The following is a 17,816-nucleotide window of genomic DNA, read 5'->3' as shown; positions in this document are numbered from 1 at the left end:
GGAATCCTAGTGAACAGGTAGGGAAACATGGGGCTTGAGCCGGTCACCACTCGTCGCGTGGACCGTTCGCCCCTTCTGACCTCCCGCCGTCACATCGACCTGCTGCGGGTCTGCAGCGCACTGAACCCCCTGCGCTGAACCCCCGCCCTCCGCACGACGACGCTTCCGCCGCGCGTACGTCCACGCGCCCGTACCCGGGGAGTCCCATGTCCAGCACGCCTCTCGCCGCCATCCCCTCGCCCCGGTCCGCCCCCACGTTCCGGGGCCGGATCGGACGCGACGCGCGCAGCGGGCACTACGCCGTGCCGCGCCGCTACCGCGTCCATCTGTCCACCGCCTGCGCCGACGGCCTGCGCATCGCCGTCACCCACAGCCTGCTCGGCCTCGACGAGAGCTGTCCGGCCGTGTTCCTGTCCGCCGTACCCGACTGTCCGAGTGGTGGACACTCCGCGCTGCGCCCGCTCTACGAGGCGAGCGCGCACCACTACTCGGGACCGGCCGCCGCGCCGGTGCTCAGCGACGACTGGTCCGGCCGGATCGTCAGCACGCATGCCCCCGACATCATGCGCGACCTCGCCCGGCACTTCGGCGAGGGCGGACCCCAGCTGTACCCGTGCGGTGCCGAGTCGGAGATCGAGGCCGTCGAGCGGCTGTGCGCGGACGGCATCGAGGACGCCGCGCAGCGCGCCGGCGCGGCCGGTGTCGAGCAGGCGGAGCGCGACGAGGCGGTCGCCCGGCTGCTGGAGACTCTGGGTTCGCTGGACCGGTGGCTGGACGGCCGCGAGCACATGATCCGTGACGAACTCACCGCCGCCGACGTCGAGTTGTGGGTCTCGCTGGTCCAACTCGACACCGTGCACCGCAACCACCTGGACGCCGCCGCGGTCCAGCGCATCGCCGACCACCCCCACCTGTGGGCCTACGCCCGCCGTCTCGCCGCCCACCCGGCCTTCGGCACCCACCTCGACCTCGACGGCATCGCCCGCCGCCACCACGCCCGCTGCCGGGGCCTGGAGGCCGCCGGCGCGGCTGTCCAGATCCTGGACTGGGCGGCCCACGCGGCGGACGAAACGGGAGCTTGCCGCAGCTGAGCGCGGTCTGGGCCGTCCAGTTGATGGACGGCCATTGACATACGTTCGGACAATTGTCTTAACTTGCGAACCAGAAAGGTCATGAGTGTCAGCGACAAGCCCTGGCTTGCTGACCGGCAACCCTCGCACGCGGTGGGGTGCCCCAGGTGACGACCGGACCGGATGACCTTTTCGGTAAGCGCGAGGCCCCGCGGGGCCGGAACAGTGACGGGTGACGCCATGTACGCAGCTCTCAGGACGGCCACATGCCGCCCGCAGGGCTGCGTACGGTCGTACGCCAACCTGTTCGTCGCCGACCGCGCTGTCGATCTGCTCCGGGTCAGCAGCGCACTGTGTACCGCACCGGGCCGCGCCCGCTGTCGGGCCTGACGACCACTCGGCCCACGCACCTCTGACGCACACCCGCCTCCGCCGGTGTGCCTGCCCCCTCCCCGCCCCCGGTCCCGTGCACCCGCGCGTGCCGCTCGCCGTCGCGCGTCCACCGCCACGGACCGGGGTCTGTGAACCCGCCGGAGCCCTCCATGACTGAACCCCCGGGCACCACCGTGTCCCTGGCCGACGCCCCGTCCGCCGACGCCCCGTCAAAACCCCTGACAGCACAGCGAGTTCAGCCGCTGCGCCGGCCCGGCCGGTGGATCGTCACCCTGGTCGTGCTGGTGCTGGTCGCCCAGTTCGTCCACGGCCTGGCGACCAACCCCTTCTACCAATGGGGCCGCTTCGGTTACTGGTTCCTGCGCCCGACGATCCTCGACGGACTCGTCATCACCCTCGAAGTCGCCGCACTGAGCGCGGTGTTGGGCCTCGTCGGCGGCATCCTGCTCGCCCTGGCCCGGCTCTCGAAGAGCCCCGTGCTGCGCGCGACGAGCTGGACCTACGTGTGGGCCCTGCGCTCGATCCCGCTCATCGTCGTCCTGATCTTCCTCTACAACTTCAGCGCCCTGTACCAGACCCTCAGCATCGGCGTCCCCTTCGGCCCCGCCTTCTTCTCCTTCGACGAGTCGAAACTGGCCACCGACATGGCCGTCGCCGTCGTCGGCCTCAGCCTCAACGAGGCGGCCTACGCGGCGGAGGTGGTCCGCGGCGGCATCCTCTCCGTCGACCAGGGCCAGCACGAGGCGGCCTCCGCCCTCGGCCTCCCCAAGGGCTACCAGTTCCGCAGAATCGTCTTCCCACAGGCGCTGCGCTCCATCACCCCGAACTACGTCAACCAGCTGATCGGCCTGATCAAGAGCACCTCGCTGGTCTTCTACGTCTCCCTGCTCGACCTGTTCGGCACCGCCCAGTCCATGGGCTCCACCTACCCCGGCGACATCGTGCCGCTGCTCCTCGTGGTCACCGTCTGGTACCTGATCCTGACCAGCGTCGTGTCCGTCATCCAGTTCTACGTCGAGCGGCACTACGCCCGGGGCGCCACCCGCTCCCTGCCGCCGACCCCGATCCAGAAACTCCGCACCGGTGTCACCGACCTGCGGGCCCGCATCCGCAGGGAGGCCGCCGTATGACCACGAACACCGTCGAACCGCTGGCGGACATCACACCCGCCGCCGTAGAGGTGCACGACGTGCACAAGTGGTACGGCGCCCACCGGGTCCTGGACGGCGTCGACTTGACCGTACGACCCGGCGAGGTCACCGTGATCCTCGGCCCCTCCGGCTCCGGGAAGTCCACGCTGCTGCGGGTCATCAACCACCTGGAGAAGCCAGAGATCGGCTACGTCAGCGTCAACGGCGAGCTGATCGGAGTGCGGCAACAGGGCGGCAGGCTCAAGGAGTTGAGCGAGCGGGCCATCCTCGCGCAGCGCAGCCGGATCGGGTTCGTCTTCCAGAACTTCAACCTCTTCCCGCACCTGACCGTGCTGGACAACGTGGCCGCGGCACCGGTCGCCACCGGCAGGCTCGGCAAGCCCGAAGCCCTGGAACTGGCCCGGGAGTTGCTCGGCCGCGTCGGTCTCGCCGAGAAGACCGGCGCCTACCCGAGGCAGCTCTCCGGCGGTCAGCAGCAGCGCGTGGCCATCGCACGCGCCCTCGCCCTGCGTCCCGGCGTCATCCTCTTCGACGAGCCGACCTCCGCCCTCGACCCCGAACTTGTCGGTGAAGTCCTCGCCGTCATCAAGGACTTGGCGACCAGCGGCACCACCCTCGTCATCGTCACCCACGAGATCGGCTTCGCCCGCGAGGTCGCCGACCGGGTCGTCTTCATCGACGGCGGAAAGATCGTCGAGCAGGGCCCGCCCCACGAGGTCCTCGACAAGCCACAGCACGAACGGACCAGGGACTTCCTCAGCAAGGTCCTCTGAGTCCCACCCGCACTTTCCCCTTCAGCAGCCCAGCACTTCCACCTTCAGCAGCCCTCACCACCGAGCCTAGGAACAGCCATGCCCACTCCCAGCCTTCGCGGCAGAATCACTCGCGGACTCACCGCGGGAACCGTCCTCGCCTCCCTCGCCGGCGGGCTCGCGGCCTGCGGCGGCGACAGTGACGCGGCCACCACCTCCGGCAGCGCCGCCTCCGGCACGGTCACCGTGGGCGCACTCTCCAACGGCGCCGCCAAGGAGGCGACGCTCAAGGTCGCCGAAGTGAAGTCGATCAGCGCCGAGTTGCCCAAGTCCATAGCCAAGAGCGGGAAGTTGGAGATCGGCGTCGGCTTCCTGCCCGCCGGATCCCCGCCCCTCGGATACGTCGGCTCGGACCAGAAGACCCTCACCGGTTCCGAGGCCGACATCAGCCGCCTGGTCGCCGCCGTCCTCGGTCTCAAGCCGGAGCTGAAGAACTCCACTTGGGAGAACCTCTTCATCGGCCTGGACAGCGGCAAGGTCGACGTCGCCTTCTCCAACGTCACCGACACCGAGGAGCGCAAGGCGAAGTACGAGTTCGCCTCCTACCGCGAGGACAACCTCGGCTTCGCCGTGAAGTCGACCAACTCCTGGAACTTCGACGGCAATTACGAGAACCTCGCCGGCAAGACCGTCGCCGTGGGTGCCGGCACCAACCAGGAGCGCATCCTCCTGGAGTGGAAGAAGAAGCTGGCCGCCGAAGGCAAGAAGGCGCTCACCGTCAAGTACTTCCAGGACAACAACAGCACCTACCTCGCGCTGGCCTCCGGGAAGATCGACGCCTACCTCGCCCCGAACCCGTCCGTCGCCTACCAGGTCTCCTCGACCAAGGGCACGGCGAAGGCGGTCCGCAGCGGTGGCACCTACTCCGGCGCCGGATCCTCCCTCCAGGGCCTGATCGCGGCCACGGCGAAGAAGAACAGCGGCCTCGCCAAGCCCCTCGCCGACGCCATCAACTACCTGATCAAGAACGGGCAGTACGCCAAGTGGCTGGCCGCCTGGAACCTCTCCGACGAGGCCGTCGCCAAGTCCGAGGTCAACCCGCCCGGACTGCCGCTCAGCGACTCCTGACCCACCCTCTCCGCAAGGGGACCCCGCCGCGTCGCAGCGGGGTCCCCGCCCGTGCGACCAGTACCGGAGCCGTCACCCGATGTCTTCCACCGCCAGTATCGAAACCACCACCTCCACGTCCCACGTTCTGGACAACCCCGCCTGGGCCGCGCTCACCGGCCCGCACGCCCACTTCGCCGAGCGCGTCGGCCGCGCCGCCCGCTATCCCGTCGACGTGGCCGGCTTCCACGCCATCACCGACAACGACGACCCGCGCGCCTGGGCCGACCTGGCCACCCTCGTCGGCCCCGGCGGCACCGCCGCGGTGCGCGGCGTGAGCGAGACCCCGGCCGGCTGGGAGATCGTCCGCTCCGGACAGGGCGTCCAACTCGTGGACACCGGGCTGCGTGCCGAGCCCGACCCCGAGGCCGTACGCCTCGGCCCCGACGACGTCCCCGAGATCCTCGACCTGGTCGCCCGCACCGAACCCGGCCCCTACCTGCCCCGCACCGTCGAACTGGGCACTTATCTCGGCATCCGGCACGAGGGACGCCTCATCGCGCTGGCCGGCGAGCGCCTCCACCCGCCCGGCTGGACCGAGATCAGCGCCGTGTGCACCGACCCCGACCACCGCGGCCGGGGCCTCGCCACCCGCCTGGTCCGCGCGGTCGCCGCCGGCATCAAGGAACGCGGCGAGCACCCCTTCCTGCACGCGGCGGCCGGCAACACCAACGCGATCCGGCTGTACGAGTCGATCGGCTTCACCCTGCGCGCCCGCACGGCCTTCTCGCTGGTCCGGCGCACCGGCCCGATTGCCGCCGCCGATCCGGAAGAAACGGCATAGCCGTGCCGTTGCCCCTTATGAAGCCGGATTCCGTGGAGGTGGAGCACATGTGTGGCGCATCCATGATCCATGTGCGTCTCACCACCCGGCCCCACATTGACCTGCTGCGCACAGCAGGCGCGCTCTGTTGCTCCTGACCCTCCCCCAGCCTTCGGCCGGGGGGACCCCCATCCTCCCTGCGGTCGCCCCAGCCGCCGTACCCGCATCTGACCGGATCGGCGATCTCGTACGGATCTCCAGGAAGGCACCACCGTGTCCCCAACCAGCTCCACCCCCCTCCACCTCGCCGTCGCCCTCGACGGCACCGGCTGGCACCCGGCCTCCTGGCGTGAGCCGGTGGCCCGGCCCCGGGACCTGTTCACCGCCGGCTACTGGGCCGACCTGGTCGCCGAGGCCGAGCGCGGCCTGCTCGACTTCGTGACCTTCGAGGACGGCCTCGGCCTCCAGTCCTCGCACTACGGCGAACTGGACGGCCGCACCGACCAGGTCCGCGGCCGCCTCGACGCCGTGCTCATCGCGGCCCGCATCGCACCGCTCACCAGCCACATAGGCCTGGTCCCGACGGTGGTGTCCACGCACACGGAGCCGTTCCACATATCCAAGGCGATCGCCACCCTCGACTACGTCAGCACCGGCCGTGCGGGCCTGCGCGTACAGCTCTCCGCCCGCCCGCACGAGGCCGACCACTTCGGCCGCCGCACCTTCCCGCCGATCAGCCTGGAGAGCCTGCGCACCGAGGCCGGACAGGAGCGCCTCGCCGAGCACTTCGACGAGGCCGCCGACTACGTCGAGGTCGTGCGCCGCCTCTGGGACAGCTGGGAGGACGACGCCGAGATCCGCGACATCGCCACCGGCCGCTTCGTGGACCGGGACAAGCTGCACTACGTCGACTTCGAGGGCCGGCACTTCAGCGTCAAGGGCCCCTCCATCACCCCCCGGCCGCCGCAGGGCCAGCCGATCGTCAGCTCCCTGGCCCACCAGACCATCCCGTACCGGCTGGTCGCCCGTGCCACCGACGTCGGCTACGTCACCCCGCACGACACCGACGACGCCCGGGCGATCGTCGCCGAGATCCGCGCCGAACAGCAGACCGCCGGACGCGCCGACGAACTCCTGCACATCTTCGGCGACTTGGTGGTCTTCCTCGACGACGACGAGGCCACAGCGGTGTCCCGCCGCGAACGCCTCGACGCCCTCGCGGGGGAGCCGTACACCAGCGACGCCCGCATCTTCACCGGCACACCGGCCCAACTCGCCGACCTGCTCCAGGAGTTGCAGGAGGCAGGCTTGACCGGCTTCCGGCTGCGGCCCGCCGTCGCGGGGCACGACCTCCCGGCGATCACCCAGAAGCTGGTCCCCGAACTCCAGCGCCGGGGCGCCTTCCGTCAGGCCTACGAGGCCGACACCCTGCGCGGACTGCTGGGGCTCGCCCGCCCCGCCAACCGCTACACCGCTGCCGCAGCCACCGCCTGAGCCGGAGGGACCGTACGACATGAGCAAGCCCCTGAAGCAGATCCACCTGGCCGCCCACTTCCCCGGTGTCAACAACACCACCGTGTGGAGCGACCCGGCGGCCGGCAGCCACATCGAGTTCAGCTCCTTCGCGCACTTCGCCCGCACCGCCGAGCGCGCCAAGTTCGACTTCCTCTTCCTTGCCGAGGGGCTGCGGCTGCGCGAACAGGGCGGCAAGATCTACGACTTGGACGTCGTCGGCCGCCCCGACACCTTCACGATCCTCGCCGCGCTCGCCGCCGTCACCGAACACCTCGGCCTGACCGGCACCATCAACTCCACCTTCAACGAGCCCTATGAAGTGGCCCGCCAGTTCGCCAGCCTCGACCACCTCTCCGACGGCCGGGCGGCCTGGAACGTCGTCACCTCCTGGGACGCGTTCACCGGCGAGAACTTCCGGCGCGGCGGCTTCCTGCCGCAGGACGAGCGCTACTCCCGCGCCAAGGAGTTCCTCGCCACCACCCAGGAACTCTTCGACTCCTGGCACGGCGACGAGATCGTCGCCGACCAGGCGACCGGCACCTTCCTGAGCGACGCCAAGGCCGGAGCCTTCGTCCACCAGGGCCAACACTTCGACATCCAGGGCCAGTTCAACGTCCCGCGCTCCCCGCAGGGCCGCCCGGTGATCTTCCAGGCGGGCGACTCCGACGAGGGCCGCGAGTTCGCCGCGGCCGGCGCCGACGCCATCTTCAGCCGCTACAGCACCCTCACCGAGGGGCAGGCCTTCTACACCGACGTCAAGTCCCGCCTCGCCAAGTACGGCCGCAGGTCCGACCAGTTGCTGATCCTCCCGGCTGCGACCTTTGTGCTCGGCGACACAGACGCCGAGGCCGAGGACCTGGCCAAGCAGGTGCGCCGCCAGCAGGTCAGCGGCGCCACGGCGATTAAGCACCTGGAGTTCGTCTGGAACCGGGACCTGTCGTCCTACGACCCGGACGGCCCGCTGCCCGAGATCGACCCGGACGTCAGCGACAACCACATCTCCAAGGGGCGCGCCCAAGTCCGCATGTACCGCGACCCGTTGGCGACCGCCCGTGAATGGCGTGAGCGGGCGGAGGCGAACGGCTGGTCCATCCGCGACCTGGTCATCGAGACCGGCAACCGGCAGGCCTTCATCGGCTCCCCGTCCACGGTCGCGAAGACCATCAACGACTTTGTGCAGGCCGACGCCAGCGACGGCTTCATCCTCGTCCCGCACATCACCCCGACCGGCCTCGACCCCTTCGCCGACAAGGTCGTCCCGCTCCTCCAGGAACAGGGCGTCTTCCGCACCGAGTACGAGGGCCCGACCCTGCGCGACCACCTCGGCCTGGCCCACCCCGACGACGTGCGCGAGGAACGGGCGGCATCGTGAAGTTCCTCGCGATCACCCTCATCGTCCACCGCCCGGACCCGGCGACCGGCGTACAGAAGTCGACGCACGAACGCTTCCGCGAAGTGCTCGACAACGCCCTGCTGGCCGAGGAGTTGGGCTTCGACGGCTTCGGCGTGGGGGAGCGCCACGAGCGCCCCTTCATCTCCTCCTCGCCGACGGTGGTCCTCAGCCACATCGCAGCCCTCACCCGCTGCATCCGCCTCTTCACGGCGGTCACCACGCTGAGCCTCCTCGACCCGGTCCGCGCTTACGAGGACTACGCGACCCTGGACCATCTCTCCGGCGGACGCCTGGACTTGATCATCGGCAAGGGCAACGGCTCGGCCCAGCGTGAGCTGTTCCACGTCACGCCCGAGGACCAGTGGGAGCGCAACGCCGAGAGCTACGAGGTCTTCCGGCAGCTCTGGCGCCAGGACAAGGTGACGGCGAAGACGCGCTTCCGCCCGGAACTGAAGGACGCGGAGGTGTGGCCGAAGCCGTACCAGCAACCTGTCCGGGTCTGGCACGGCAGCGCGACGAGCAAGGAGAGCGTCGACCTGGCGGCCCGCTACGGCGACCCGCTGTTCTCCGCGAACGTCACCAACCCCATAGAGCCCTATGCCGAGTTGATCCGCTACTACCGCGAACGCTGGGAGCACTACGGCCACGACCCCGCCGACATCGCGGTGGGCGCGGGCACGGCCGGCCTCTACGTCACCCCCACGACCCAGGAGGCGCTGGCCGTCTACCGGCCGATCTTCGAGAGCAACCTCGCCTTCCAGAAGCAGGTGGGCCTGCCCATCGTCTTCGAGACCCTGGAGGACTACGTCGAGCGCAGCTCCGCACTGATCGGCAGCCCGCAGCAGGTCATCGACAAGGTGCACCGCTACCACGAGCAGTTCGGCCACACGGTGCTTCATCTCCACGCGGATGCGGGCGGGTTGACAGACAGTCAGCATCGCGACTCGCTGGAGCTGTTCCAGTCGGCGGTGACTCCCGTGCTGCGCAAGGACATCCCGGACCCGCCGTTCGCCTGGGGACCGGTCCTGCCCGAGCCCGTCCGCGCCGATCACTGAGGAGTGAGCGAGCCCATGTCCTCCGGCATCCCCCTCGGCGTCCTCGACCTGGTCCCGATCTCCTCCGGCTCCACCGCGCCCGAGGCCCTGCGCAACTCCATCGAACTCGCGCGCAGGGCCGAGGAGTTCGGTTACGCCCGCTACTGGTTCGCCGAGCACCACCTCAACCCCGGCGTAGCGGGAACGTCCCCCGCAGTGGTCCTGGCGCTGACCGCCGCCGCGACCTCCACGATCAGGCTCGGCTCCGGCGCCGTCCAACTCGGCCACCGTACCGCGCTGTCCACGGTCGAGGAGTTCGGCCTGATCGACGCGCTGCACCCGGGCCGCTTCGACCTGGGCCTGGGCCGTTCCGGCGGTCGCCCGTCACCGCCACTCCCGTCGGCGACCCCGATCATCGACGGCCGGGCGCCCAACGGCCTGCGTATCCCGCCCCGTTTCTCCTTCGAACGCCTCCTCGGCTCACCCCGAATCGCCCTCCAACGCAAACTGCTCCTCCTGCCCGACGCCAAGTCCCAGGACTACGCCGAGCAGATCGACGACGTCCTCGCCCTGCTCGCCGGCACCTACCGCTCCCCGGAGGGCGTCGAGGCGCACGTCGTACCGGGCGAGGGCGCCGACGTCGAGGTGTGGATCCTGGGCAGCAGCGGCGGTACGAGCGCCGAGGTCGCGGGCCGCAACGGCCTCCGCTTCGCGGCGAATTACCACGTCAGCCCCGCCACCGTCCTTGAGGCGGCGGACAGTTACCGCGCCGCGTTCCAGCCCTCCGACTTCCTCGACAAGCCGTACGTCACCGTCTCCGCCGACGTCGTAGTCGCCGAGGACGACGCGACAGCACGCGAACTCGCCACCGGCTACGGCCTGTGGGTCCGCTCCATCCGTACGGCGGAGGGCGCCATCCAGTTCCCGACCCCCGACGAGGCACGCGCCCACGTCTGGACCGACGAGGACCGCGAACTGGTCCAGGACCGCGTCGACACCCAGTTCGTCGGCTCACCCGGCCGGGTCGCCGACCAACTGGAACAACTCCAAGAAGCCACCGGCGCCGACGAGTTGCTCATCACGACCATCACCCACGACCACACGGACCGGGTCCGCTCGTACGAACTCCTCGCCCAGGAATGGAGCCGCCGGGGTCACTCCTCCCAGTCGAGCTGATGCTCCGGGGTCCCCACCGACCGCCCGTACGCGACGGCTTCGGCGCGGGCCGCTTCGTCACCGCGCCGATACCGGAACACGTGACCGGCAAAGACGACCACCCTCTCGTCCCCGACCGTGAAGTCCGCATACCAGCCGTTGTCCCGCTCCAACGCGTCGGCGAGCGCCTCCGCGATCCGAACGGCGGCACCATCGTCGTCGGTCTCCCAGTGGACGAACGTCCAGGCGTCGGGCTGCCCGGCCGTCGCGCTCGCCGAGTTGTCGACCCGCTCGACCTTCCGGATGCGCAGTCCGTGCGGCGCGAACACGGCACCGGGGCGCAGGCTTTCACCGAGAACATAACCCGTGATCATGACCCGTCTCCTTCTCGACTCCGTACGGCTCTCTGCCATGATCGATGCCATGGACGTCCGTATCGAACCCGCCGATGTCACCGACCTCCACCAGGTCCTGGAGGACCACGCGTGCTACTGGGGAGAGCGTGACCTCCGCGCGCTCCATCTCACCGCGCTGGTGCAGGAGTTCGGGTCCACCTGTCTGGTCGCCCGCGCCGACGACGGCATCCGGGGCTACCTCTTCGGGTTCGTCACACCCGATCACACCGGGTACGTCCACCTGGTGGCGACCCGGGACGACGCACGCGGTACCGGTCTCGGCCGAAGCCTCTACGCGGCCTTCATCGAGGCCGCCGCACGGCAGGGCGCGGTGCGCCTCAAGGCGATCACCTCGGTCACCAACGAGGGTTCGATCGCCTTCCATCAGACCCTCGGCTTCGAGGCGCGCACCGTGGAGGACTACGACGGCCCGGGCAGCCCTCGCGTCGTCTTCACCCGCGAACTACCGTCCGGCCAGGGCCTTGAGAAGCGAAGCCAGTGAGTCTTCCGGCCCCTGTCCCACGGTGTCGACCACGATGCGGTCGCGGTTCCACGGCTCGTACTCCCGGCCGACAACCTGCTCCCAGTCGGGCAACGGCAGATCCGGGATGTCGACCGACCGCGAGGCCACGCGCCGCCGGTGCTCGTCCGGGTCGGAGCAGACGATCTCCACCTCCACGGCGGGTACACCCGCCCGCACAGCCGTGTCGCGCCAGGCGTCCCGTGTGATGGTCAGCGGGTTGACGGACTCGGCGAGAACGGTCAGCCCCTGCCGCAGATGTTCCTCGGCCAGGGCGTAACCCACGAGGTAGCCCACCGGGCCCACCGGATGATGGGTCACCCCGGAGCGGACGATGGCCTGCTCGATGGTGTCGACCCGGAGGTGGACGGCACCGATGCGGGCCGCAAGGAGACGCGCCAGCGTGGTCTTGCCGGTGGCAGGGAGGCCGCTGATGGTGATCAGCATGCCGGTACCCGCCGCCGCAGCAGATCGAGCAGACGCCGCCCGCTCTCCCCGGCGAACCACTCCGCGTGCCCGACGTAGTACTCATACGCCAGCCGCGTGTTCTCCGCCGACCGCGTCACGCCGTGGAAGTAGCCCAGCTCCGAGAGTGCGAACTCGGCGTGGACCAAGGGGAGTAGGGCTGGGAGCGCCTTCGACTCGGCCGGGCTGAGCGGGCGTACCGACTGATAGCCGTCCAGAAGCGCGAGCGCGTCCGCCTCGCGGACCGGGAAGCCGGGCTGGAGCCATTGGACCGTGTTGCGTTCGATGGCCGTGGCCAGGTCGTGGACGGCCGTCGTGCGGTCGCTCATGCCGAAGTCGAGGGCCGTCGCGACCGAACCGTCTTCGTTCCAGAGGAGGTTGGAGGCATGCCAGTCGTTGTGAGTCCAGAGGGGGGTGAGGTTCGGGAGGTGTGGGGCCAGTTCCTCGTGCAGCGGGAGCAGGGCGCGTCGGGTGTCCTCCCGCCAGGGGAAGTCCGCCAGCCCCTTTGCCAGTTGGGGACGTTCCTCGACGTAGCGTTCCAGCTCCGTCTGTGGATCGGCCGAGGCGAACACCGTGAACGACGCGACCAGCGGCTGCACTTGACGGCGCGGCGCGTCGAAGCCCTCCGCTGCCAGGTGCAGACGGGCCAGTGCCTCGCCGGCCGCCCTCGCGTGGGAGGGGGAGCGGAACGGGGACCAGGACAGGGCGTCGCGGTAGAGGTCGGTGCCGACTCCGGCCGAGTGCACCTCGTACGTCCACTCGCCGCGCGTCGCCAGGTCCAGCACCTCGACGACCGGGGCGCCGTTCAGCCGCAGGTGTCGTAGGAAGGCGTGTTCCTCGGCCAGGCCCTCTGCCGTGCGGACGGAGGTGTGGTGGCGTTTCACGAAGAGGCGGCGGTTGGACCGTTCCACGACGGCCGCCGCCGACAGGGGGCGCGGGCTGCGCCACACCACCCGGGCCGGGCCCACGATGTCGGTCACCTCGGTGTCCGTCAGGGGTGGCCAGTCGGGTTCGACCGGGTCGGTGCCCAGGCCGTGGGCGAGGAGTGAACTCATGCTGTGCGCACCGCCGTTGTGCCGCGCAGGGCGTCCAGGACGCGGCGTTCGGTCGACGCGAAGTCCGGGTTGGTGAAGTCGTCGGCGCCGCGTGGGCGGGCCAGGGGGACCTCGACGCGGTCGACGATGGTGGCCGGGCGCGGGGACAGGACGTGGACCGTGTCCGCGAGCAGGACGGCCTCGCGGATGTCATGGGTGACCAGGACGACCGTCCAGCGGTGGTGTTGCCACATGCCGGCCAGCCACAGTTGCATCTCCGTCCGGGTGAGGGAGTCGAGGGCGCCGAAGGGTTCGTCGAGCAGGAGGACCGGGCGTTCCAGGACGACCGTGCGCAGCAGGGCCGCTCGTTGTCGCATGCCGCCGCTGAGTTGGGACGGGTACGCCTTCTGGAAGCCGTCGAGGCCGAAGTCCGGGAACAGGGCGTCGGCCCGGCGCCGGGCCTCCTTCTTCCCAACTCCCTGTGCCTCAAGGCCCAGTGCCGTGTTGTCGAGCACGGTTCGCCAGGGGAAGAGCAAGTCCTTCTGCGGCATGTACGCCACCTTGCCGGACTCCACTCCGGCCGGTTCGCCCTCGACCAGGACCCGGCCCGACGTGGGGCGGTCCAGGCCGGAGACCAGGTTGAACAGGGTGCTCTTGCCGCTGCCGCTCGGGCCGATGACGGCGGCGAACTCGCCTGGTTCCACGGCGAGTTCGAGGTCCCGGAGGACTTCCAGCGGGCCGAAGGACTTGCCGACGCCCTCGATACGCAGACTGCTCATGACGCCTTGTCCTCCTTCAACGCCCGCTCCCACGGCAGGACCAGCCGTTGCAGCAAGTAGGTCGCCCCGAACAGGGCGATGCTCAGCGCGGCCGTCACCGCGACCGCCGCGAACACCAAGTCGGTGCGGAACGCGCTTTTTTGGGCCTGCATATAGATACCGAGGCCCGCCTCCGCGCCCGCGTACTCGGCGAAGACGGCGCCGACGACGGCGTAGGTGATGCTCACGCGGAGCCCGGCGAAGAAGTACGGCATCGCGCTCGGCACCCGGACGAGGCGGAACGTCCGCCACCTGCCCGCGCCCAGCGAGCGCAGCAGCCGCATCGCCTCGCGGTCGGTCGCCGCGAAGCCCGCCGCGAGGTTCGCGGCGAGCGGGAAGAACGTCGTCAGGGTCACCACCAGCATCTTCGGCAGCAGCCCGAAGCCGAACCAGATGATCAACAGCGGTGCCACGGCGACGATCGGGATCGTCTGCGAGGCGACGAGCAGCGGGTACAGGCCCCGGCGGGCCGCTGAGGAGAAGTCGAGGAGGACGGCGACCAGCCAGGCCGCCGCGAACGACAGCGCGAAGCCGAGCAATGTCTCCTGGAGGGTGGGGAGCGTCTGGTCCCACAGGTCCTGGCGGTTCAGCCAGCCCTGTTCCACGACCCGCGCGGGGGAGGGGAGCGTCGTGGGATCGACTCCGGCGGCGGTGACGTAGAGCTGCCAGCCGCCGAGGACCACGGTCAGGACGAGGAGCGGCGGCCACAACGACCGCAGGAGCGGCCTCACTTGGCGTCCGGGAGATACGCGTTGGTGAAGAACGTCGACGCCTTCGGAGTCGACGTCAGCTTCTTGCCGTTGGCGTCGACCAGCAGGCCCGCCTTGTACTCGAAGTCCGCGAAGGCCTGCCAGCGCGCGGCGCTCTGCGTGCCGATCGAACCGTCCGTGCCCTTGTAGTACTCCTTGGCCAGCAGCGCCTCGCTCTCCTTCACCAGCTTGGTGTTGGTGAGGACGCTCTTGTTCGCCGAGATCAGCAAGTCGGCTGCCTGGGACGGGTGTTCGGCCGCGTAGCGGTAGCCCTTGTCGACCGCGGCCAGGAACTTCTTCGCGAACTCCGGGTTCTTCTTCAGGAACTGGTCCGAGGACGCGACGAGGGTCGAGTAGATCGCCGGGAAGCCGTAGTCGGAGAGCTGGAAGTTCTTCAGCGGCTTGCCGCTCAGCTTCGCCTCCAGCCCTTCCCAGGTCGGCATCGGCATAGCGAAGTCCGCCTGGCCCGCGTAAAGCGCCGCGTACGCCGAGGTGTTGAGGGTGACCTGCTTGAAGTCGCCCTTGCCGCCCGCGTTCTGGATCACCTTCTGGAGCAGCGGCTTCTCGTACGGGGCGCCGAAACCGGCGTACGTCTTGCCGTCCAGGTCCTTCGGCGTGGCGATGTCGTCCCGGTCGGCGCGCACCGCGATCGTGACGTCCGTCTTCTGCGTCACCGCGTAGACGGAGGTGATGTCCTGGCCCGCCGCACGCGCGGTGGTGATGCCCTCCTGGTACGAAATGCCGAAGTCCGCCTTGTGGTTGGCGATCAGTGTCTCGGGCGCGGTCGAACCGTACGGCACGATCTTGACGTTGATCCCGGCGGCCTTGAACCAGCCCTTGGCCTGGGCGACGTAGATGCCGGTGTGGTTGGTGTTGGGCGTCCAGTCCAGCGCGAGGGTGACGGTCGTGGTGCCGTCCTTCGCGGCAGCCGTGGAGTCGGCGGAGCAGCCGGTGACGGCGAGGAGAGCGGTCGCGGCTATGGCGGACAGGGCGGTACGGCGATGCATGTCGGGTCCTTCGAGGGGTGGGAGGGCTGGCGGGTCGGTCCGGTCACGGCCGACACAGCGCGCTGCCCACCCGCATGAAGTCGACGGCGAGACGCCGGGTCAGCGTCCGCGCCTGACAGGCCAGGGCTCTCATGTGGCCACGTCCAGAAGGCCGTTGGTGAAGGACTTCGCCCAGTCCCGGTCGTCCGGGATCGCGCCGTTCTCGGCGAGCCAGTGCGCGTACGGGCCCATCCGGCCCTCGTCGATCACACCCCAACGGCCGTCCGTGTCCGTCCAGGTGGGCGCGATGAGCGCGAGGGAGCGGGCGATCAGCGGGCGCGGGAAGTACGGGATGACCCGTTCCAGCAACTCCAGGGTGGCGTCCGGCTCTTGGGCGGCGGCCGCGTAGCCGCGTGCCGTGACGGCGAGGAAGTCCCGTACAAGAGAAGGTTGTTGGGTGAGCAGGTCCTCGTTCGTGCCGAGCAGGTAGCTGTGGTAGCGGGGGGCGCCGATCTCGTCGACCGGCCAGGTCAGGCGCTGCTCCTCGGGGAGATCGCCACGCAGCGCGTCCCAGGACCAGTAGTTGCCGAAGGTCGCGTCCGCCTCACCCGCCGCGATGTCGTCCACGGTCAGCTCGCGGCTGCCCGCGTCCACGCCGATCACGGCGTCCGGGTCACCGCCGTCCGCCGCCACCAGATGGCGCACCATGGCGCGGCCGCGCGGGGTCGGGTTGTAGGCGATACGGCGGCCGGCCAGGTCACGGGGGCGGGTGATCCCGGTCGACGTGGTGGTCTGGATCGCCTCCAGGCCCCGGTGGTTGATCGCAGACACGGCGATCAGCGGCTGGCCGTGCTCCGCGCGCCGGGCCAGCAGCCGGTTCGGCGGGAAGATCCCGAAGTCCACCTCGCCCCGGGCCAGGTACTCCAGCGTGTCCCCGCGTCCCGGATCCTGGACCACCAGCTCGACATCCAGACCGGCCTCCTCGTACCAGCGGCGGGCACGGGCGACGTACAGACCGGCTGAATTCGGCCACGGATGGAAATAGTCCAGCATGACCCGTATGTGCGGCATGGGGGTGCTCCGGGAGGTGCGCAGGCGTGACGGCGCCTGAAGGGAGAGGGGAGGGGGTGCGCGGAGGCGGTGGATCAGTGCGTGCGACAACAACAGGAGCGGCGCGCACGGGTGTTGACCACCGGATGCTGAGGCACGACTGCTGAAGACACGTGAACTCCTACGCGGGCGCTGAGGCGCGAGTGGTGCGGTCGGCGTCCCCATGGGGGCCGGACTCTCGACGAGCCGGTCCCAGACGCCCTCTCAGCCCAACCGGGTAGGGGCTCCCGCGTAGATGGCCGAACGATAACCGCACTACCCGGATTCTGTGCAAGCGGGGTCCGATATACGAGACGGTCATGCCCGAGGGGTGAGACGCCCAGCTCGCGGGCGTACGATCGGCCGGCATGACCACCTCCCTGCTGCCCGGCCCGCTGGTCGACGACACCTGGCTCGCCGCGCATTTCGACGATCCCCGGCTGGTCGTCCTCGACGCCACCGCGCTCCTGCCCTCACCCCGCGAGGACGGCGACTACCGCTCCGCGAGCGGGCGCGGGACCTGGGCCGAACGGCACGTCCCCGGTTCGCGACACGCCGACCTGACCGGCGACCTCTCCGACCACGACGCGCCGTACCACTTCGCCGTGCCGTCCCCCGAGGCCCTCGCCGCCGCACTGGCCCGGCTGGGCGTGGGGGAGGGCAGCGAGGTCGTCTCGTACGACAGTGGGGGCGGGATCTGGGCCGCGCGGCTGTGGTGGATGCTGCGGGCCATCGGCGTACCGGCGGCGGTGCTGGACGGCGGTCTCGAAGTGTGGGAGGCGGCCGGGCGCCCGCTCGCCTCCGGTGACGGCACCGACCCGGCACCGGCCGTCCGGCCCGTGACACCCGTCGTACGTCCGGATCTGTGGGCCGGTGTCGAGGACGTGGCCGCCATCAGCCGCGGCGAGCGCCCCGGCACCCTCGTGTGCGCCCTGCCCACCGGCGGCTACGACGGCTCGGCCCCGACGCGCTACAGCCGCCGCGGCCACATCCCCGCGAGCCGCAGCCTCCCGGGCCGGGGTCTCCTCGACGAGTCCGGACACGTGCTGCCGGCCGAGGACCTCGCGGCGCGGGTCGGCGCGGTCCTCGACGCCGACGACTCACCGGTCGTCCTGTACTGCGGCGGCGGGATCTCGGCGGCGGGCGCCGCGCTCGCGCTCACGCTGCTCGGGCGTACGGACGTGTCGGTGTACGACGGTTCGTTGGAGGAGTGGTCCAAGGACCCTGCACGGCCGATGGAGTTGGGCGAGTAGCGTCCAACTGCCCTGCTCGCTATGCGGGTTGGACATGGCGGCGTGGCCGAGGAAACGTCTCCCTCCCCCGAAGGCGACGTTTCCTCGGCCGCTTCCCCCGGCGCCGGACAGTGG

Annotated in this window: 20 protein-coding genes and 1 riboswitch; of the genes, 13 read left to right on the top strand and 7 right to left on the bottom strand. The window is 70.2% G+C overall.

From position 1 onward, the window contains the following. The first annotated feature begins 27 nt into the window (after nucleotides 1–27). The 11 genes from OO69_RS53690 (at nucleotide 28) to OO69_RS05000 (ending at nucleotide 10,414) form a co-directional block, all read left to right on the top strand. Nucleotides 28–138 carry a putative leader peptide gene (locus OO69_RS53690; protein WP_318020330.1) on the top strand — a complete coding sequence of 37 codons (111 nt, stop codon included), beginning with the start codon at nucleotides 28–30 and terminating at the stop codon, nucleotides 136–138. Nucleotides 139–206: 68 nt separating this feature from the next. Beyond that, nucleotides 207–1,091, top strand: coding sequence for a glutathione S-transferase C-terminal domain-containing protein (locus OO69_RS05040; protein ID WP_033279156.1), 885 nt, complete (start codon nucleotides 207–209; stop codon nucleotides 1,089–1,091). A 77-nt stretch (nucleotides 1,092–1,168) separates the two neighbouring features. Continuing rightward, nucleotides 1,169–1,278: riboswitch (SAM riboswitch) on the top strand. Nucleotides 1,279–1,612: 334 nt separating this feature from the next. Then, a complete protein-coding gene (locus tag OO69_RS05035; RefSeq protein ID WP_033279155.1) occupies nucleotides 1,613–2,593 on the top strand; it encodes an amino acid ABC transporter permease in 981 nt (326 codons plus the stop codon). After that, nucleotides 2,590–3,387: an amino acid ABC transporter ATP-binding protein gene (locus OO69_RS05030; RefSeq protein WP_199810880.1), complete on the top strand. Its 798-nt coding sequence runs from the start codon at nucleotides 2,590–2,592 to the stop codon at nucleotides 3,385–3,387. The genes OO69_RS05035 and OO69_RS05030 overlap by 4 nt, the downstream gene beginning before the upstream one ends. Nucleotides 3,388–3,465: 78 nt before the next feature. Continuing rightward, nucleotides 3,466–4,494, top strand: coding sequence for an ABC transporter substrate-binding protein (locus tag OO69_RS05025; RefSeq protein WP_033279154.1), 1,029 nt, complete (start codon nucleotides 3,466–3,468; stop codon nucleotides 4,492–4,494). Between the two features lie 79 nt (nucleotides 4,495–4,573). Then, on the top strand, nucleotides 4,574–5,317 hold the full coding sequence (locus OO69_RS05020; protein ID WP_033279153.1) for a GNAT family N-acetyltransferase: 744 nt from the start codon (nucleotides 4,574–4,576) through the stop codon (nucleotides 5,315–5,317). A gap of 17 nt (nucleotides 5,318–5,334) precedes the next feature. Continuing rightward, nucleotides 5,335–5,454 (top strand): putative leader peptide, encoded by a 120-nt coding sequence (locus OO69_RS53825; protein ID WP_366433536.1) that lies wholly within the window; start codon nucleotides 5,335–5,337, stop codon nucleotides 5,452–5,454. Between the two features lie 115 nt (nucleotides 5,455–5,569). After that, nucleotides 5,570–6,790: an LLM class flavin-dependent oxidoreductase gene (locus tag OO69_RS05015; protein WP_033279152.1), complete on the top strand. Its 1,221-nt coding sequence runs from the start codon at nucleotides 5,570–5,572 to the stop codon at nucleotides 6,788–6,790. A 19-nt stretch (nucleotides 6,791–6,809) separates the two neighbouring features. After that, nucleotides 6,810–8,183: an NtaA/DmoA family FMN-dependent monooxygenase gene (locus OO69_RS05010; protein WP_033279151.1), complete on the top strand. Its 1,374-nt coding sequence runs from the start codon at nucleotides 6,810–6,812 to the stop codon at nucleotides 8,181–8,183. Then, nucleotides 8,180–9,259, top strand: coding sequence for an LLM class flavin-dependent oxidoreductase (locus tag OO69_RS05005; protein WP_033279150.1), 1,080 nt, complete (start codon nucleotides 8,180–8,182; stop codon nucleotides 9,257–9,259). The genes OO69_RS05010 and OO69_RS05005 overlap by 4 nt, the downstream gene beginning before the upstream one ends. A 15-nt stretch (nucleotides 9,260–9,274) precedes the next feature. Then, the gene (locus OO69_RS05000) at nucleotides 9,275–10,414 is read left to right on the top strand and encodes an MsnO8 family LLM class oxidoreductase (protein ID WP_033279149.1); all 1,140 of its coding nucleotides are present in this window, start codon (nucleotides 9,275–9,277) and stop codon (nucleotides 10,412–10,414) included. Here the strand turns inward: OO69_RS05000 and OO69_RS04995 are convergent. Then, nucleotides 10,393–10,767 (bottom strand): hypothetical protein, encoded by a 375-nt coding sequence (locus OO69_RS04995; RefSeq protein WP_033279148.1) that lies wholly within the window; start codon nucleotides 10,765–10,767, stop codon nucleotides 10,393–10,395. The genes OO69_RS05000 and OO69_RS04995 overlap by 22 nt on opposite strands. 49 nt (nucleotides 10,768–10,816) lie before the next feature. Here OO69_RS04995 and OO69_RS04990 point away from each other — a divergent pair, with 49 nt between their 5' ends. After that, on the top strand, nucleotides 10,817–11,290 hold the full coding sequence (locus OO69_RS04990) for a GNAT family N-acetyltransferase (protein WP_033279147.1): 474 nt from the start codon (nucleotides 10,817–10,819) through the stop codon (nucleotides 11,288–11,290). Here the strand turns inward: OO69_RS04990 and OO69_RS04985 are convergent. From OO69_RS04985 to OO69_RS04960, 6 genes are all read right to left on the bottom strand, one after another. After that, nucleotides 11,252–11,755: an AAA family ATPase gene (locus tag OO69_RS04985; RefSeq protein ID WP_033279146.1), complete on the bottom strand. Its 504-nt coding sequence runs from the start codon at nucleotides 11,753–11,755 to the stop codon at nucleotides 11,252–11,254. The two genes, OO69_RS04990 and OO69_RS04985, sit on opposite strands and share 39 nt — an antisense overlap. Then, nucleotides 11,749–12,828 (bottom strand): phosphotransferase enzyme family protein, encoded by a 1,080-nt coding sequence (locus tag OO69_RS04980; RefSeq protein WP_033279145.1) that lies wholly within the window; start codon nucleotides 12,826–12,828, stop codon nucleotides 11,749–11,751. The genes OO69_RS04985 and OO69_RS04980 overlap by 7 nt, the downstream gene beginning before the upstream one ends. Further along, nucleotides 12,825–13,586 (bottom strand): ABC transporter ATP-binding protein, encoded by a 762-nt coding sequence (locus OO69_RS04975; RefSeq protein WP_033279144.1) that lies wholly within the window; start codon nucleotides 13,584–13,586, stop codon nucleotides 12,825–12,827. Before OO69_RS04975 ends, OO69_RS04980 begins: the two co-directional genes overlap by 4 nt. Beyond that, complete coding sequence (locus tag OO69_RS04970) at nucleotides 13,583–14,356, bottom strand: ABC transporter permease (protein WP_033279143.1); 774 nt, start codon at nucleotides 14,354–14,356, stop codon at nucleotides 13,583–13,585. Before OO69_RS04970 ends, OO69_RS04975 begins: the two co-directional genes overlap by 4 nt. Next, a complete protein-coding gene (locus OO69_RS04965; RefSeq protein ID WP_033279142.1) occupies nucleotides 14,353–15,381 on the bottom strand; it encodes an ABC transporter substrate-binding protein in 1,029 nt (342 codons plus the stop codon). The genes OO69_RS04970 and OO69_RS04965 overlap by 4 nt, the downstream gene beginning before the upstream one ends. A 129-nt stretch (nucleotides 15,382–15,510) precedes the next feature. Beyond that, a complete protein-coding gene (locus tag OO69_RS04960; protein WP_033279141.1) occupies nucleotides 15,511–16,431 on the bottom strand; it encodes an ABC transporter substrate-binding protein in 921 nt (306 codons plus the stop codon). Nucleotides 16,432–16,817: 386 nt separating this feature from the next. Between OO69_RS04960 and OO69_RS04955 the strand changes: the two genes are divergently transcribed. Next, nucleotides 16,818–17,702, top strand: a complete 885-nt coding sequence (locus tag OO69_RS04955; RefSeq protein ID WP_033279140.1) for a sulfurtransferase — start codon at nucleotides 16,818–16,820, stop codon at nucleotides 17,700–17,702. The last annotated feature ends 114 nt before the right edge of the window (nucleotides 17,703–17,816 follow it).

The organism is Streptomyces sp. NRRL F-525 (assembly GCF_000716605.1).
In the GTDB taxonomy this organism is placed as follows: Bacteria; Actinomycetota; Actinomycetes; order Streptomycetales; family Streptomycetaceae; genus Streptomyces.
Note: the sequence above shows the minus strand (reverse complement) of the source record. Positions and strands in the feature narration are given on the sequence as shown.